At 69.0% G+C, this 15,427-nt stretch carries 17 protein-coding genes; 12 read left to right on the forward strand and 5 right to left on the reverse strand.

The genetic code is table 11. From position 1 onward, the window contains the following. Positions 1 to 16: 16 nt before the first annotated feature. From I4Q42_RS15395 to ubiG, 5 genes are all read right to left on the reverse strand, one after another. On the reverse strand, positions 17 to 1,108 hold the full coding sequence (locus I4Q42_RS15395) for a glycine zipper 2TM domain-containing protein (protein WP_198576966.1): 1,092 nt from the start codon (positions 1,106 to 1,108) through the stop codon (positions 17 to 19). A 120-nt stretch (positions 1,109 to 1,228) separates the two neighbouring features. Continuing rightward, on the reverse strand, positions 1,229 to 1,606 hold the full coding sequence (locus I4Q42_RS15400) for a hypothetical protein (RefSeq protein ID WP_198576967.1): 378 nt from the start codon (positions 1,604 to 1,606) through the stop codon (positions 1,229 to 1,231). A 50-nt stretch (positions 1,607 to 1,656) separates the two neighbouring features. Then, the gene (locus tag I4Q42_RS15405; protein WP_198576968.1) at positions 1,657 to 2,049 is read right to left on the reverse strand and encodes a type II toxin-antitoxin system VapC family toxin; all 393 of its coding nucleotides are present in this window, start codon (positions 2,047 to 2,049) and stop codon (positions 1,657 to 1,659) included. Beyond that, positions 2,046 to 2,315 (reverse strand): type II toxin-antitoxin system VapB family antitoxin, encoded by a 270-nt coding sequence (locus I4Q42_RS15410; RefSeq protein WP_198576969.1) that lies wholly within the window; start codon positions 2,313 to 2,315, stop codon positions 2,046 to 2,048. The genes I4Q42_RS15405 and I4Q42_RS15410 overlap by 4 nt, the downstream gene beginning before the upstream one ends. Positions 2,316 to 2,350: 35 nt before the next feature. After that, positions 2,351 to 3,127 (reverse strand): bifunctional 2-polyprenyl-6-hydroxyphenol methylase/3-demethylubiquinol 3-O-methyltransferase UbiG, encoded by a 777-nt coding sequence (gene ubiG / locus I4Q42_RS15415; RefSeq protein ID WP_198576970.1) that lies wholly within the window; start codon positions 3,125 to 3,127, stop codon positions 2,351 to 2,353. Between the two features lie 172 nt (positions 3,128 to 3,299). On the opposite strand from ubiG, the gene I4Q42_RS15420 reads away from it, so the two are divergent. The 12 genes from I4Q42_RS15420 (at position 3,300) to I4Q42_RS15475 (ending at position 15,350) form a co-directional block, all read left to right on the forward strand. After that, on the forward strand, positions 3,300 to 4,547 hold the full coding sequence (locus tag I4Q42_RS15420; protein WP_198576971.1) for an aspartate kinase: 1,248 nt from the start codon (positions 3,300 to 3,302) through the stop codon (positions 4,545 to 4,547). Positions 4,548 to 4,554: 7 nt separating this feature from the next. Continuing rightward, the gene (locus I4Q42_RS15425; protein WP_198576972.1) at positions 4,555 to 4,950 is read left to right on the forward strand and encodes a hypothetical protein; all 396 of its coding nucleotides are present in this window, start codon (positions 4,555 to 4,557) and stop codon (positions 4,948 to 4,950) included. Positions 4,951 to 5,008: 58 nt separating this feature from the next. Continuing rightward, positions 5,009 to 5,473 (forward strand): hypothetical protein, encoded by a 465-nt coding sequence (locus tag I4Q42_RS15430; protein ID WP_198576973.1) that lies wholly within the window; start codon positions 5,009 to 5,011, stop codon positions 5,471 to 5,473. An 18-nt stretch (positions 5,474 to 5,491) separates the two neighbouring features. Next, entirely contained in the window at positions 5,492 to 6,226 is a 735-nt protein-coding gene (locus tag I4Q42_RS15435; protein ID WP_198576974.1) for a helix-turn-helix domain-containing protein, read from the forward strand. Positions 6,227 to 6,314: 88 nt separating this feature from the next. Next, positions 6,315 to 7,631, forward strand: a complete 1,317-nt coding sequence (locus I4Q42_RS15440; RefSeq protein ID WP_332873088.1) for a family 1 glycosylhydrolase — start codon at positions 6,315 to 6,317, stop codon at positions 7,629 to 7,631. Positions 7,632 to 7,704: 73 nt separating this feature from the next. Further along, complete coding sequence (locus I4Q42_RS15445) at positions 7,705 to 8,664, forward strand: DMT family transporter (RefSeq protein WP_198576976.1); 960 nt, start codon at positions 7,705 to 7,707, stop codon at positions 8,662 to 8,664. Between the two features lie 128 nt (positions 8,665 to 8,792). Then, entirely contained in the window at positions 8,793 to 9,215 is a 423-nt protein-coding gene (locus I4Q42_RS15450) for a hypothetical protein (protein ID WP_198576977.1), read from the forward strand. A 178-nt stretch (positions 9,216 to 9,393) separates the two neighbouring features. Further along, the gene (ptsP, locus tag I4Q42_RS15455; RefSeq protein ID WP_198576978.1) at positions 9,394 to 11,658 is read left to right on the forward strand and encodes a phosphoenolpyruvate--protein phosphotransferase; all 2,265 of its coding nucleotides are present in this window, start codon (positions 9,394 to 9,396) and stop codon (positions 11,656 to 11,658) included. 157 nt (positions 11,659 to 11,815) lie between these two features. Beyond that, positions 11,816 to 12,886, forward strand: a complete 1,071-nt coding sequence (locus tag I4Q42_RS15460) for a helix-turn-helix domain-containing protein (protein ID WP_198576979.1) — start codon at positions 11,816 to 11,818, stop codon at positions 12,884 to 12,886. A gap of 91 nt (positions 12,887 to 12,977) precedes the next feature. Beyond that, a complete protein-coding gene (ispG, locus tag I4Q42_RS15465) occupies positions 12,978 to 14,126 on the forward strand; it encodes a flavodoxin-dependent (E)-4-hydroxy-3-methylbut-2-enyl-diphosphate synthase (protein WP_198576980.1) in 1,149 nt (382 codons plus the stop codon). Between the two features lie 181 nt (positions 14,127 to 14,307). Continuing rightward, complete coding sequence (locus I4Q42_RS15470; protein ID WP_198576981.1) at positions 14,308 to 14,763, forward strand: translation initiation factor 2; 456 nt, start codon at positions 14,308 to 14,310, stop codon at positions 14,761 to 14,763. Further along, the gene (locus I4Q42_RS15475; RefSeq protein ID WP_198576982.1) at positions 14,760 to 15,350 is read left to right on the forward strand and encodes a hypothetical protein; all 591 of its coding nucleotides are present in this window, start codon (positions 14,760 to 14,762) and stop codon (positions 15,348 to 15,350) included. Before I4Q42_RS15470 ends, I4Q42_RS15475 begins: the two co-directional genes overlap by 4 nt. The last annotated feature ends 77 nt before the right edge of the window (positions 15,351 to 15,427 follow it).

Genomic DNA, 15,427 nt, shown 5'->3' on the forward strand with positions numbered 1-15,427 from the left:
GAAACTTGGCTGTGGATCAGCCGTCGACGCGGTAACGGCCCTCGTCGTCGGGGCAGACCCGGACGTAGCGGCTGTCGGTGCGACCCTGGTACTCGGTCGGGGCCTGCACCAGGCGGCATTTGCGCTCGTTGTAGCGGTTCCAATCCGAATAGCCGCCGGCCCGGTCGCGATACTCGGCGCTTTCGCGATAGGGCACGGTGTCGTCGTAGGACCAGTACTGGCCGCGGCTGTCGCAGCGGGCCTTGGCCGACGAGTTGCCGATGGCCGCGCCGGCCCCGGCGCCGACCAATGCGCCGAGCACGGCGCCTTCGGTCTTGGCGTTGCGGGCGGCGACGTTGGAGCCGATCACCGCCCCGGCCAGGGCGCCGATCACCCCGCCGGCCGTGGCGTTGCGCTTGGCGTCGTCGCGGCACGGGTCGCTGTAGCTGCCGCCGCCGGCCAGGCTGGTGCGGTCGTCATAGGCCGGCGTGGACGGCCTGTTGGCGTAGGGATCGTTGTCGTAGCGATCGCCCGCGTTCGGGTAGCGCCGGTCGTAGGAGCCGCGGCCGTAGCGGCGGTCGTAGTCGTCGCGGGCCCGCTCATAGGCGGCGCGGTCGCTTTCCCACTGGCGGCGCTGAGCGTCGTAGTCGGCCACATCGCGCGGGTCGTAGCCCTGGTTGTAGCTCTGGCCGCTGATGGCGAAGCGGCGCGCTTCGTCCGGATAACGGCGATCATAGGCCCCGCGCCCGTTGCGCCGGTCGTAGTCGGTGCGGGTGCGTTCGTAGGCGGCGCGATCGGCTTCGAACTGGCGCTGCTCGGCGTAGTAGTCGTTGCTGGTGGGATAGGCCGGCTTGCGCCAGCGGCTGGCCTCAATGGGATAGCGGCGGTCATAGGCCCCCGCGCCGTAGCGGCGGTCGTAGTCGGCGCGGCTGCGCTCATAGGCGGCGCGGTCGGCGTCGTACTGCGCCTGGCGGCTATCATAGTCGGCCCGGCGGGCCTCGTAGGACGAGCGCTGCTCCTGATAGGTGCGCAGCTGTTGCTGATAGGTGGTGTCTTGCGCCAAGGCGGGCGCGGCCGAGGTGATGGCGACGGCGCCAGCCATCAGCCAAGCCATACGACGGGAAGTCATGGGAGGTCTCCGTTCCGACGAACGGACCGGCGCTCCGCCCCACGACAGCGCCAATCCGGGTTCCAAGTCCCTGCGCCGGAATAAGCCCCGGCGACGGTGCAGGTTCCCGGAAAAGGCGGATCAGTCGGTGAGCCAGGTGACGGCGAAGCGCTCGCCGGTCCACACCGCCACCGCCATGGAGGCCTCCTCGGTTCCGAACGACAGCGTCGGCGCCTTCAGCTCCAGCTTGCGCGGCTCGTCGGCGGCGCAGGGCGCCCCGACGTCCTTGGCGCACAGGGTCGGATAGGTTCCGGCCGGCTGGGCGGCGATGAAGAAGTTGGCCGCGTCGGCCACCAGGGTGACGGTCTCGGGCTTGCCCGGCGCCGCGCCACGCTCGACCACCAGCACATGCGCGCCGCCGCGCGGCTCCAGTCGCGCCTGGTCAACCTTGCCGTCGCCGTCGAAGTCTCCGGCCAAGGCGGGCAGGGCGGCGGCGAGGGCGAGCAGCAGGGCGGGCATGGGGCAGGCTCCGTGGTTGCAGCCGGAGGTTGGCGCGAAGCCCTTCGGCGTCAAGCCTCTTTCAGGGCCAAGCGCAGGTCCGTGCGTGCGAAGTCGTCGCCCTTGTAGAGCAGCGCGCCGTCGCCGTTGGTTTTTGAGAGGGCGTAGGCGAAGCAGTCGCCGAGATTCAGCACCGCGCGCCCGTAGCGTTCTCGGGCCTCCAAGGCGATCTGCAGGTGTCGTTCGTCGATCGCGGCGATGACGATCCCCAACTGCGACAGAAGCGTCTCGGCCCGCACGCGGCCCTCCTCGCCGTCGCGGGAATGGGCGCGGACGTGGACCTCCCAGGCGTTGACCGGCGATATGACGGCGTCGTCCGCTTCGACCAGAGCCTCGAAATACGCTTCCCAATCCGGCTCCTTGAAAAGGATGGCCACGAGGGCGGAAGCGTCGACAACCATCATCGCGGCAGGCCGTTCTCATCGTAGAGGTCGGCGTCGGTCAGGGTCTCGCCTGTGTGCGGCAAAGACCAATAGGCGTTCAGCGTCTCAAGGGCCGCCGCGCGTCGTCTGGCCTTGTCAGCGAAGGTCTTCTGCGCCCGATCGCGCTCCAGCGTCGCGCGCACGGCGACGTCGATAGCCTCCGAGAGACTGCTTCCTCGTTGACGCGCCAGCTCGCGGACGTGATCCGCGACCTGGGTTTCGATCTCGATGGTCTCGACCTTGGTCATAGCGGTAGGAAACATACCGCGAACCCTGTTCGCCGTCACGCTGGCGGCTTGGTGACCGTCATCATGTAGTTGATGTCGACGTCGCTGGAGCGGCTCCAACGGCCGGTCAGCGGATTGTAGGCGACGCCGAAGGGGCCGTGCATCTCGACCGGTTCGCCGGCGATGAAGGCGCGCAGTTCCTCGGGCTTGAGGAACTGTTTCCACTCGTGGGTGCCGGGCGGCACCCAGCGCAGCACGTATTCGGCGCCGATCTTGGCCAGGGCCAAGGCCTTCAACGTGCGGTTCAAGGTGGCGACGATCATCAGCCCGCCGGGCTTGAGCAACTGCGAGCAGGTGCGCAGGAACGCGCCCGGATCGGCCACGTGCTCGATGACCTCCATGGTCAGCACCACGTCGAACGGCCCCGCGCCCTCGGCCAGCAGCTGCTCGGCGGTGGCGGGGCGGTAGCCGATCGAAAGGCCCTGCTCGGCGGCGTGGGCCGCGGCGGTCTTGATGTTGTTTTCCGAGGCGTCGATGGCGGTGACGGAAAAGCCCAGGCGCGCCATCGGTTCGCTCAGCAGGCCGCCGCCGCAGCCGATGTCGATCAGGGACAGGCCCTCGAACGGTGCGCGCGAATTGCCGTCGCGGTCGAAGCGCTCCAGCGCCTGCTCGCGGATGAAGGCCAGCCGGCAGGGATTGAAGACGTGCAGCGGCGCGAACTTGCCCTTGGGGTCCCACCACTCGGCGGCGATGGCCGAGAACCGCGCCACGTCGGCGGGGTCGATGCTCCAGTTGGGCGTGCTTCCTGCGGGGTCGGGGGCGGCGCTGGTCATGGCCCGGTATCTAGCACAGCCAATTTTTCGCGCCATGCCGCGAGAAAAAAGACACATCGGCGACATTGCCGTTGCGCCAAGGCCCCGCTAGAAGGCGCGGGCTTGCGCGGAAGGACGGGTTCCTGCCGCGAAGGCGCAAGAAAAAACCGCTTTGGTTCGAGGATTTAGAGACGTGTCACGTCTGGTGATGAAGTTCGGCGGCACCTCGGTGGCCGACCTGGAGCGCATCCGCCGGGTGGCGCGCCTGGTCGCCGCGGAAGTCGCCACGGGCAAGCAGGTCGCCGTCGTCGTTTCCGCCATGTCGGGCAAGACCAACGAACTGGTCGCCTGGACGGACGGAGCCGGCCGCGCCGCCGCTGGCCTTCCAGAGTCGGACGACGAGTACGACGCCATCGTGGCTTCGGGCGAGCAGGTGACCGCCGGCCTGCTGGCCATGACTCTGCGCAACATGGGCCACAAGGCCCGCTCGTTCCTGGGCTGGCAGGTGCCGATCCTCACCGACGAGGCGCACGGCCGCGCCCGCATCGAGGACATCCCGCCCCAGAACCTGGAAGCCTGCTTCGAGGCCGGCGAGATCGCCGTCATCGCCGGGTTCCAGGGCGTGACCAGCAACCAGCGGATCACCACGCTTGGCCGGGGCGGCTCGGACACCAGCGCCGTGGCCATCGCCGCCGCCGTCAAGGGCGCCTGCGACATCTACACCGACGTCGATGGTGTCTACACCACCGACCCGCGGATCGAGAGCAAGGCCAAGCGCCTGGCCAAGATCAGCTACGAAGAGATGCTGGAAATGGCCTCGCTGGGGGCCAAGGTGCTGCAGACCCGTTCGGTCGAGATGGCCATGGCTCATCGCGTGCCGGTGCGGGTGCTGTCGAGTTTCGTCGAACCGGGGGAAGCTCCGGGCCAAGGTACGATCGTCTGCGACGAGGAAGAAATCATGGAAAAGCGCATCGTCTCGGGCGTCGCCTACAGCCGCGACGAAGCCAAGATCACCCTGCTGGGCCTGCCCGACCATCCGGGCGTGTCCTCGCAGATCTTCGGCCGCCTGGCCGACGCCAATGTGAACGTCGACATGATCGTGCAGTCGCGCGCCCGCAGCGCCGACACCGCCAACATGGAGTTCACCGTCGGCAAGCGTGACGCCACGCGCGCCGTCGAGATCGTCCGCGCCGCCCAGGCCGAGATCGGCTTCGAGGACGTGGCCGTCGACGAGGACGTCTCCAAGGTGTCGGTGATCGGGGTCGGCATGCGCTCGCACGCCGGCGTCGCCCAGTCGATGTTCCAGGCCCTGGCCGAGAAGAACATCAACATCCAGGTCATCTCGACCTCGGAGATCAAGATCTCGGTCCTGATCGACGCGGCCTACACCGAACTGGCCGTCCGCGCCCTGCACGCCGTGTACGGCCTGGACCAGCTGTAAGAGACCCATGGACGAGGCCTGGAAACGCATTGACGGTTTCCAGGGCCTCGTCGACTGGTTCGGCCACGTCCCCAGCTTTCACGACGGCTATCTGCTGTCGCTGAGGATCGATTTTCCCACCGAGGCCGTGCTCGTGCTGCACGGTTGGGACATGACCGACCGGATCGACGCCCGCGGCTATTTCGAACTCGAAAAGCACTTCGTGGCGACGTTCCGCCTGACCGGCGTCGTCAAAGTCGATCTCGAAGATGCCGACCACGCGGGCTCCATCGTCGAGCGGCTGACGGTCGTCGGCGATGGCGACCAGCTCGTTTTCGCCATCAACCCCATTCTTGGGACCGGCGGGCTGTTGCGATGCCTGAAGGCCAGCGTCAGCTTCGAACCTGGCAAACCGACGACCTGACCTTCTACAAAACGTCGCCTTCGGACGTTATGAGGATCAGGTAGCCTTCGAGAGTCCCATGTCCGACGTCTTCAAGTTCGATCCCGCCGCCAAGACGGTGACCTTCCACGGCGACGCCGGTCTCGAGCTGCTTTACGACCTGCTGCTGCGCGCCAAGTTCGGCGACGGCTACGAGAAGCCGCTGCTGGTCAGCCCGTGGCTGGCGGCCCTGCTGCGCCAACTCGACCAGGCCCTGCCCGACGACGGCCAGTGGTTCCCCGAACGGCCGGGCCAGCCGATCTTCGACACCGACGACCTGCTGGCCATGGGCGACGCCGTGATCGAGGAGGGGCACACCGTCGGCTGGTGGACCATGACCGAGCCGGAAAGGCGCGATTATCTGCGCAATGTCATCGCCGCGCCCCACCCGCTGACCGACCTGCAGGTCGAGTTCATCGAGGGCGACATCGACGCCGCCCTCGAACAGGCCCGCCGCCTGGTGCAGGACGCCGACGAGCCCCTGGCTTTGCCGGGTCACGGTTGAGCTGGCTATAGTGGCCTGATGGGCCACGACCTGACCGCCCCCGCCGAGCTGTCCTTCCGCCGCTACAGCGTCGAGGCCATCTCGCACGCCCACGACTTCGACCAGATCGTGCTGCCGCGTCACGGCGTGCTGGAGATCGAGATCGACGGGCGGGGCGGCCGGGTCGATCCGGGCAGCGCCGCGGTGATTCCGCCGGGTACGCGCCACGTCTGCGCCGCCGACGGCGAGAACCTGTTCGTGGTGGCCGACATCGGCGCGTCCCTGATGCGCCCCTTCGAGCGCCTGCGCGAAAAGCCGTTCGCCTGCGTCACCAGCCCGGTGCGCGGCCTGCTGTCGTTTCTGTCGGGCGAAGCGCCGGGCGGGATCGACGACGGCGTCGCGGGGCTTTGGACGCCGCTGCTGCTGCGCGGTCTGTCGAGCGGCCCGATCGCCGTCGATCCGCGTTTGGCCCGCGCCGCGGCGATGATCGAGGCCCGCTACCATCAGCCCCTGACCGTACGCGACCTGGCGGCAGAGGCCGGCATGAGCCAGAGCCGCTTCTTCGACCGCTTCGCCGCCGCCTATGGGGCGACCCCGCACGCCGCCCTGACCGACGCCCGCCTGCGCGCCGCCCAGCGCCTGCTGGATGATCCCGCCCTGTCCATCGCCCAGGTCGCCATCCGCACCGGCCATGGCGACCAAAGCACCCTGACTCGGCGGATGAAGGCGGCCCTGGGCGTGACGCCGGCCGCCTGGCGAAAGGGGCGATGGTAGCGGTAAATCTATCGCTCGCCGCAGCCTATCGACTTGGATCCAAGCCCGCGCTCGCCGCCCATGTTGGAAAAACATGGGAGAGGAAATCGTGGATCGTCGCACCCTGATGCTGCAGGCCGCAGCCCTGGCAGCCCTGGCAGCCCTGCCGGCCGGCAAGGCCCTGGCCGCGTCGCCCAAGTTCCCCGACCGCTTTCTGTGGGGCGCCTCGACGGCGGGCCACCAGATCGAGGGCAACAACGTCGCCAGCGACTTCTGGCTGATGGAGAACGTCGAACCGCGCGGTTTCGCCGAACCGTCGGGCGATGCGGTCAACAGTTTCGCGCTGTGGCCGCGCGACCTCGACCTGGTGAAGGCGCTGGGGCTGAACACCTATCGTTTCTCGCTGGAATGGAGTCGGATCGAGCCGGAGCGGGGTCTGGTGTCGATCGCCATGCTTGACCACTACAAGGCGATGATCGAGGGCTGCCGGGCGCGCGGCCTGACGCCGATCGTGACCTTCAACCACTTCTCGTGCCCGCGCTGGTTCACGGCGGCGGGCGGCTGGACCCACGCCGACTCGCCGGCCCTGTTCGCGGCCTTCTGCGACCGCGCCATGCGGCATCTGGGGGACCAGATCGGCTACGCCGTGACCCTGAACGAGCCGAACCTGCCGGCCCTGCTGCTGTGGACCCCGATCCCGGCCAAGGCCTACGACCAGAAGGCGGCCAATCGCGCCGCGGCGGCCAAGGCCGTCGGCGCGGCCAGCTTCCCCGGCGGCTTCATGTTCCGGGCCGACGAGTTCGCGCCGATGGTCGCCAACCTCGTGGCCGCCCACCGCCAGGGCAAGGCGGCGATCAAGGCCGTGCGCGGCGACCTGCCGGTGGGCATGAGCCTTTCGGTGGCCGACGACCAGGCGGCGGGGCCCAGCAGCAAGCGCGACGTCAAGCGGGCGGCGGCCTACGGCGTCTGGCTGGAGGCGGCGCGCGACGACGACTTCGTGGGTGTGCAGAACTATGTCCGCACCCAGATCGACGCCAATGGAACCCTGCCGCCGCCGCACGACGCGCCGCAGAGCGACATGCACACCGAGATCTATCCGGCCTCGCTGGGCGGGTCGGTGCGCTATGTGCACGAAGCCACCAAGCGACCGGTCCTGGTCACCGAGCACGGCCTGAGCACCCAGGACGACCGCTTGCGCGCGGCCTTCATCCCGCTGGCCCTGGCCAGCCTGAAACAGGCGATCGACGACGGCGTGCCGGTGCTGGGCTATGTTCACTGGTCGCTGCTGGACAATTTCGAATGGTACCAGGGCTACGCCCAGAAGTTCGGCCTGGTCGCCGTCGACCGGAAGACCTTCGCGCGGACGCCCAAGCCCAGCGCTCACGTACTGGGCGCGATCGCCAGGGCCAACGCCGTGGCCGGCTGAGGCGGGAGCTTTCGCCCGCACTTCTGGAGTTTTCGCCAAAGCCAGGGGGCGCCGCGCCTGCTAGGTCCGCGCCATGATCAGTCCCCGCAATCTCCTGCTCGGCCTTCTCTACGGTCTCGTCGCCGGCGCCCTGTGGGGCGGGGTGTTCCTGGCGCCGAAGCTGCTGGAGGCGTTCACGCCGCTGCAGATGACGGCCGGGCGCTACATCGCCTACGGCCTGGCGGCGGCCGTGCTGCTGGCCCCGAGCTGGAAGTCGGTGATGGCGCGGATGGACCGCCGTGACTGGCGCGATCTCGCCGCCCTGAGCCTGCTGGGCAACCTCGTGTACTATGTGGGCCTGTCGGTGGCGGTGCAGACGGCGGGCGTGGCCCTGGCCTCGCTGATCATCGGCCTGCTGCCGGTGACCATCACCCTGGCCGGTGCGCGGCGGGGGGAGGGCACGCCGCTGCGGACGCTGGTCGCGCCCCTGGCCCTGATCGTCGCCGGCGGGGTGTGCATCAACGTGGCGGTGTTCACCGCGCCGTCGGGTGCGCCGGCCGGCAAGCTGGTGCTGGGCGTGCTGGGCGCGACCCTGGCCCTGGCGGTGTGGACCGCCTACGCCGTCTGGAACGCCCGCCGCTTGGCCGCGACCCCGAAGTTCAACAGCCACGAGTGGTCGCTGCTGACCGGGCTGGCCACCGGCCTGCTGTCGCTGGTGCTGGTGGTTCCGGCCTTCCTGTTGGGCGGTAAGGGTCATCCGCCACAGGCCTGGACCTGGTTCTGGACGGTCAGCTTCGCGGTCGCCATCGGGGCCTCGGTAATCGGCAACGGCCTTTGGAACGCCGCCAGCCGCCTGCTGCCCCTGTCGCTGTCGGGCCAGCTGATCGTGTTCGAGACCCTGTTCGCCCTGCTCTACGGCTTCCTGCACGAGGGCCGCTGGCCGCACGGGCTGGAGTGGGCGGCGATCGTGCTGATGCTGGCGGGGGTGCTGTGGTCGGTGCGGCTGCATCGGCCCGGGGCGCATGCGGGACCCCAGCACGCGGGGGCCGAATAGGTCGCCGCAAACCTGACGCGAACATGAACAGCCGCGTTCAGGTCGGGTTCAAACGGCGAGGCTCATAAAGATCCTCAACAGCGCCGCCCTCGGGATTGGCGACGCTTCTGGAACAAGGAGCACATGCCATGAAGACCTTCGGTAAGTTCAGCAAGATCGCCATCGGCGCCACCATCGCCGGCGCCATGATCCTGCCCGCCTCGGCCGCCTTCGCCGGCGATCGCGGCAAGAGCAACAAGACCGAGCGCGCCATCCTGGGCGCCGTGCTGGGCGGTGTCGCCGGCGCGGCCCTGTCGGACGGCGACGGCGGCGCTATCGCCCTGGGCGCGGTCGCCGGCGGCGCGCTGGGCGTGGCCACGGCCAAGGACAAGCGCGATCACCGCTACAGCAGCCGCTACAACGAGCGCCGCCCGTACTACAGCGACAGCCGCTACGGCTATAACGACCGTTACGACCGTCGCGACGATTACCGGGATGGGCGCCGGGATGGCCGCCGCTACCAGGGCGACCGCTACAACACGTCCTACGACTACTACGGTCAGCGTCGCTAAGCTTGACCGCTGACAAGCTAGGCAGAGCGCCGCCCCTTCTCGAAGGGGCGGCGTTTTTTGCGTCCTCAGGTAAAGGAAAACCGCCTCGCGCACTGTGCGGCGCGCGAAATCTGCTATAGCGCCCATGAAGGACGACGCGCGGTGACGCGTCGGAACGAGGGAGCGCACGACAGGCGACATGGCAGGCCCCGGCATCGCCGTTCGAGGACCCCGCAGCCTGCTTCGCCAGATCCGCGAGGCCATGGCCGGCGGCGGGCCCGCACAGGCCAAGCTCGACATGGTGGTGCGCACCATCGCCGTCTCGATGGTGGCGGAAGTCTGCTCGATCTATCTGCGCCGCGCCTCCAACGACCTGGAGCTGTTCGCCACCGAAGGCCTGTCGCGCGACGCCGTCCACGTCACCCGCATGAAGCCGGGCGAAGGCCTGGTCGGCGAGACCATGCGCCTGGGCCGGCCGCTGAACCTGTCGGACGCCGCCAGCCACCCGTCGTTCTCGTATCGTCCGGAAACGGGCGAAGATCCCTACCACGCCTTCCTGGCGGTGCCGCTGCTGCGCGGCGGCCGGGCCATCGGCGTGCTCGTCGTCCAGAACCGCACCGAGCGGGTCTATGAGGACGAGGAGGTCGAGGACCTGCAGATCATCGCCATGGTGCTGGCCGAGATGGTCAGCTCCAGCGAACTGCTGGGCGCCGACGAGCTCAAGGACGTCGAGCTGGCCCCGCACAAGCCCGAGCGGCTGAAGGGCGCGCGGTTCGCCGAAGGCCTCGCTTACGGCGTGGCCGTGCTGCACGAGCAGCCGGTGGCGCCCGAGCAGCTGCTGTCGGACGACGCCCTGGCCGAGGAGGCCCGGCTGAAATGGGCCATCGAGGCGCTTCAGACCCAGATCGACGAGATGCTGGACGGCCAGCACGGCCTAGTCGGCGCCAGCTACGAGGTGCTCGACACCTACCGCCTGTTCGCCCACGACCGGGGCTGGAACCGGGGCCTGCAAGAGGCGGTGCGCTCGGGCCTGACGGCGGAAGCCGCGGTCGAGCGGGTGCGCTCCGAGCATCGCGCCCGGCTGGGCCAGGCCCGCGATCCCTATCTGCGCGAGCGTCTGCACGACCTGGAAGACCTCAACGACCGGCTGCTGCGTCACCTGTCGGGCGATGTGCACGCCGTGCGTCAGCTGCCTGAGAACGCCATCCTGATCGCACGGAACCTCGGTCCCGCCGACCTGCTGGAATACGACCGCACCAAGCTGAAGGGCATCCTGCTCGAGGAGGGCTCGGCGGCCAGTCACGCCGGCATCGTCGCCCGGGCGCTCGACATTCCGTGCGTCGGCCGCCTGGCCGGCCTGCGCGATCGGGTCAGCGAAGGCGACCCCGTGGTGGTCGACGCCGAAACGGCCGAGGCCTGGCTGCGCCCACGCGCCGACGTGGTCACCGCCCTGAAGGCGCGGATGGAGGTGCGGGCCCAGCGCAAGGCCGAGTTCGCCCGCTTGCGCGACACGCCTGCCTTCACCCGGGACGGCTCCAAGGTCACCCTGCTGATGAACGCGGGACTGGCCGTCGACCTCGACATCCTGGGCGAGACCGGCGCGGAGGGCATCGGCCTGTTCCGCACCGAGTTCCAGTTCATGGTCGCCGAGGAGATGCCCCGGCTGGAGGCCCAGACGGCGCTCTACGAGAAGGTGCTGGAGGCCGCCGACGGCATGCCGGTGACCTTCCGCACGCTCGACCTGGGCGGCGACAAGCTGCTGCCGTACATGGAGCTTGAGCGCGAGGACAATCCGGCCCTGGGCTGGCGCGCCGTGCGCATGGGCCTCGACCGTCCGGCCCTGCTGCGCCTGCAGATCCGCGCCCTGATCAAGGCCTCGCGTGGTCGCGAGCTGCGGATCATGTTCCCGCTGGTGGCCAATGTGGACGAGTTCCGCGCCGCCCGGGCCTTCGTCGACCAGGAAGTGGCCTGGGCCCTGAAGCGCGGCCGTCCGGCGCCGGCCCGGCTGGACGTCGGGGCGATGATCGAGGCCCCGTCGCTTCTGTGGCATTTGGACGCGTTGCTGCCGATGACCGACTTCGTCTCGGTCGGCACCAACGACCTGATGCAGTACCTGTTCGCCGCCGACCGGGGCAATCCGCGGGTGTCGGACCGCTACGACCCGCTGTCGCCGGCGGCCCTGCGCGCGCTGAAGACCATACAGCAGGCCTGCGAGGACACCGGCACGCCGGTGTCGGTGTGCGGCGAGATGGCTGGGCGGCCGCTGGAGGCCTTCGCCTTGGTGGCCTTGGGTTTCGACCGCCTGTCGATGCCGCCGGCCGGCATCGGGCCGGTCAAGCAGATGGTGCTGTCGTGCGATCGCGAAGCCGCCCGGCGCAATGTCGAGGCCCTGCTGAAGGGCTCCGGCGGCTCGCTCCGGGGCGAGATCGAAACCTTGGCCAGGAAGCTCTATGTCGCCGTCTAGACTGATGGCGCGTTAACCTTGCGGCCAAGTTTATTTCATTGAATCCGGCTACTTACTTTGATATCCACAATCGAATGTTAACAAAGGCCGGCTAGAGTCGGCTCATGGTCGGTCGGACTCTCGTGCGACGCGAATTTTCTGGGGTGATCTGTTCGTCATGCCGCTCGACACGGGCAGGGTGAGTCATTTGAGCTTGGTCGCCGAAGGCGACCGCGACGAGGCGGCCGCCGTTGCGAGCCAGCCCTCGGTCGATCACGGCGTCGATCTGGGCGAGGCCCTTCAGGCGGCCCGCCTGTTCCATGGCATGACCCTTCAGGACGTGGCCGACGCCACCCGCATCCGCCAGGCCTATGTCGAGGCCCTGGAGGCCATGCGCCTGGACGACCTGCCGTCTCGTCCCTTCACCATCGGCTACATCAAGGCCGTGGCCAATCTGCTGGGCCTGGACGCCGAGGCGGCCGTGGCCCGCTTCAAGCTGGAAGCCCATGACGAGGCCGAGCCGCTGCGCGCGCCGATCGGCGTGGCCCGTCAGCGCGACCCGCGCCTGGGGCTGCTGCTGGCCGGCGGCCTGCTGGTCGGCGGCGCCATCGTGCTGTGGAACGTCGCCCAGCGCGCCATGACCCATGACACCGAGCCCAAGGCGCAGGTGGCCTCGCAGGCCGCGCCGACGGCTCCGGCGGGCGCCGCGCCCGTCCAGGCCGGCGGCGCCGTCTCGCTGGGCGCGCCCCTGCCGGCCCCGGTCGAATCCACCACCCCGACGCCCTATGTGACGCCCGGCCTGGAGGCCGCCGCCGCCGCTGGCGGTTCGGCCGACGCCGTGGCCGCCGCCGCCAAGGCCCGCAAGGAAGCCGAGGCCCAGGCCGCGCCCGAGGCGATCGCCAATCTGGGCGCGCCGTTCAAGGCCAAGGGCGCGATGTACGGCGCGGCTCCGGTCGATTCGTCGGGCGTGATCCTGCAGGCTCGCAAGTCGACCTCGCTGGTGGTGCGCGGCGCCGACGGCGCGGTCTATTTCACCCGCTGGCTGTCGGCCGGCGACGCCTTCCGCGCCCCGCGCACGCCGGGCCTGGTGGCCGACGTGGCCGAGCCCGGCGCGGTGGACGTGTTCACCGGCGGCGTGCTGACCGGTCGTCTTTCGGCTCCGCAGACCCAGCTGGGCAAGCTGATCCCGGCGGCCCCGGCTCATCCGGCGACGGCTCCGGCCGCGCCGGCGATCGCGCGTCCCCAATAGGCCGCTTCGAGGATGCGGGGCGTTTCCCGACGCTCCGCTCTTCTGTTCTTGGCCCCTTCTAACCGTGGGCAAGACCCACTAGATTGCGCCCATGGCCGCTGACCACACCCACGTTCGTCCCTGGCGCATGATCGAGCGCCGCAAGTCGCGCAAGATCCGCGTCGGCAATGTCGAGGTCGGCGGCGACGCGCCGATCTCGGTGCAGTCGATGACCAACACCCTGACCAGCGACGCGGTCGCGACGCTGAACCAGATCCGCCAGCTGGAAGAGGCCGGCGCCGACATCGTTCGCGTCAGCTGTCCCGACGTCGACAGCACCACGGCCTTCAAGACCATCGCCCGCGAGGCGAAGGTGCCGCTCGTGGCCGACATCCACTTCCACTACAAGCGCGGCATCGAGGCGGCCCAGGCCGGCGCGGCCTGCCTGCGGATCAATCCGGGCAATATCGGCAGTCCCGACCGCGTGCGCGACGTGGTCAACGCCGCCCGCGACCACGGCTGCTCGATCCGCATCGGCGTCAACGCCGGTTCGCTGGAGCGGGAACTGCTGGAAAAGTACGGCGAGCCGTGCCCCGACGCCATGGTCGAGAGCGCGCTGAACCACGCCCGCATCCTGCAGGACCACGACTTCCACGAGTTCAAGATCAGCGTGAAGGCGTCCGATCCATTCATGACGGTGGCGGCCTATCACCAGCTGTCGGAACGCATCGACTGCCCGCTGCACCTTGGCGTCACCGAGGCCGGCGCCCTGCGCACCGGCACGGTCAAGAGCGCCATCGGCATGGGCTCGATGCTGTGGGCCGGCATCGGCGACACCATCCGCGTCAGCCTGGCCGCCGATCCGGTGGAAGAGATCAAGGTCGGCTTCGACATCCTGAAGTCGCTGGGCCTGCGCCACCGCGGCGTCAACATCATCGCCTGCCCCTCCTGCGCCCGTCAGGGCTTCAACGTCATCAAGACGGTGGAGCAGCTGGAAGAGCGCCTAGCCCACATCGCCACGCCCATGTCGCTGTCGATCATCGGCTGCGTGGTCAACGGCCCGGGCGAGGCCCTGATGACCGACATCGGCTTCACCGGCGGCGGGGCCGGGGCGGGCATGGTCTACATGGCCGGCAAGCCCGACCACAAGCAGTCCAACGACGGTATGATCGACCATATCGTCGAGCTGGTGGAGAAGAAGGCCGCCGAACTTCAGGCCGCCAAGGACGCCAAGGACGCCGAGGCGATCGCGGCCGAGTAGAGCCGTTTTTGCTGACGCGGATTTTCGCGCCGTCACAAAAACTTCAAGCCTTTCAGCGTGCTGCGGCGTGCGCGCGCTCGCTTGTGCGCCTTCCAAATATTTCAATACCGACACTATCCAAGCTGGACTGTGCGTTTGGCCGCGTTTAGGTTGAGCCGGCAACGTTTAGTTGGGGGCTTTTATGAAAACCTATATCCGCGGCGCGTCGCTGTTCCTGGCGGCGGCGTCTCTGAGCGCCTGCGCCACTGTCACGCGCGGCACGACCCAGGCCTATACGATCGAATCCTCGCCGCCGGCCGAGGTGAAGACCTCGACGGGCTTCAGCTGTCCGTCGACGCCCTGCACCCTGAAGCTGCCCCGCAAGGAGGGCTTCACGGTCACGGTCAGCAAGGCCGGCTACAAGACCCAGACCGCCGAGGTGGTCAGCAAGATGAGCGGCGGCGGTGGCGCGGCCCTGGCCGGCAACGTCCTGGCCGGCGGCATCATCGGCATGGGCGTCGACGCCTCGAGCGGCGCGCTCAACGATCTGACGCCCAACCCGCTGAAGGTGGTGCTGGAGCCGGAAGTCGCCGCCGCGCCGGCCGCCGAAACCGCCGCCGCCCCGGCCGCCCCGGCCGCCGCGAGCGGCACGCCGTGAGCCTCGTCCGCTCGCTTGGCCGTGTCGCGCGCGCGGCCCTGGTCGGCGCGGGCCTGTTGACCCTGGCGGCCTGCGCCAGCGCCTCCAAGCCCGAGCAGATGACGATCACCGCCAGCACGGTTCCGGCCGTGGCTCCCGGCGCGCCGGGCTACAAGGCGTTCCGGGTGATCGCCGTGCAGGGCGGCGGCGACACCAACCCGCTGTGGATGTCCAACGTCTCCGACAAGGACTTCAAGGTGGCGCTGGAGTCCTCGCTGAAGGGGCTGAACTACCTGGCCGACAGCAGCGACAAGGCCTTGCTGGAACTGACGGCAAGCATCGTCGACCTGCAACGGCCGATGGCCGGCATCGACATGTCGGTGACCTCGAAGGTGCGTTACAGCGCCATCCCGGTCGGCGGCGGCGCGCCGGCGTTCGACGATACGGTCGCGGCCACGGGCACGGCTCACTTCGGTGAGTCCCTGCTCGCCGTCGAGCGTCTGCGCAAGGCCAACGAGGCGGCGATGCGGGCCAATATCGAGGCCTTCATCAAGCGTCTTCAGACCGGCCTGAAGGTCTCCGGCGCGACCGACATCTACACCAAGTAGTCGACGCGGGGCCTGATCCGTTCAGGTTCCAGGTCGCCAAGTCATGAACCCGGCGGCGCTTTTGCGTCGCCGGGTTC

This window comes from Caulobacter hibisci, assembly GCF_016135805.1.
Classification (GTDB): Bacteria; Pseudomonadota; Alphaproteobacteria; order Caulobacterales; family Caulobacteraceae; genus Caulobacter; species Caulobacter hibisci.

Excerpts from the sequence above, each read along its gene's own strand:
- I4Q42_RS15395 (WP_198576966.1), bottom strand. The coding sequence starts at position 1,108 with ATGACTTCCCGTCGTATGGCTTGGCTGATGGCTGGCGCCGTCGCCATC.
- I4Q42_RS15400 (WP_198576967.1), bottom strand. The coding sequence starts at position 1,606 with ATGCCCGCCCTGCTGCTCGCCCTCGCCGCCGCCCTGCCCGCCTTGGCC.
- I4Q42_RS15405 (WP_198576968.1), bottom strand. The coding sequence starts at position 2,049 with ATGATGGTTGTCGACGCTTCCGCCCTCGTGGCCATCCTTTTCAAGGAG.
- I4Q42_RS15410 (WP_198576969.1), bottom strand. The coding sequence starts at position 2,315 with ATGACCAAGGTCGAGACCATCGAGATCGAAACCCAGGTCGCGGATCAC.
- ubiG (WP_198576970.1), bottom strand. The coding sequence starts at position 3,127 with ATGACCAGCGCCGCCCCCGACCCCGCAGGAAGCACGCCCAACTGGAGC.
- I4Q42_RS15425 (WP_198576972.1), top strand. The coding sequence starts at position 4,555 with ATGGACGAGGCCTGGAAACGCATTGACGGTTTCCAGGGCCTCGTCGAC.
- I4Q42_RS15430 (WP_198576973.1), top strand. The coding sequence starts at position 5,009 with ATGTCCGACGTCTTCAAGTTCGATCCCGCCGCCAAGACGGTGACCTTC.
- I4Q42_RS15435 (WP_198576974.1), top strand. The coding sequence starts at position 5,492 with ATGGGCCACGACCTGACCGCCCCCGCCGAGCTGTCCTTCCGCCGCTAC.
- I4Q42_RS15445 (WP_198576976.1), top strand. The coding sequence starts at position 7,705 with ATGATCAGTCCCCGCAATCTCCTGCTCGGCCTTCTCTACGGTCTCGTC.
- I4Q42_RS15450 (WP_198576977.1), top strand. The coding sequence starts at position 8,793 with ATGAAGACCTTCGGTAAGTTCAGCAAGATCGCCATCGGCGCCACCATC.
- ptsP (WP_198576978.1), top strand. The coding sequence starts at position 9,394 with ATGGCAGGCCCCGGCATCGCCGTTCGAGGACCCCGCAGCCTGCTTCGC.
- I4Q42_RS15460 (WP_198576979.1), top strand. The coding sequence starts at position 11,816 with ATGCCGCTCGACACGGGCAGGGTGAGTCATTTGAGCTTGGTCGCCGAA.
- ispG (WP_198576980.1), top strand. The coding sequence starts at position 12,978 with ATGGCCGCTGACCACACCCACGTTCGTCCCTGGCGCATGATCGAGCGC.
- I4Q42_RS15470 (WP_198576981.1), top strand. The coding sequence starts at position 14,308 with ATGAAAACCTATATCCGCGGCGCGTCGCTGTTCCTGGCGGCGGCGTCT.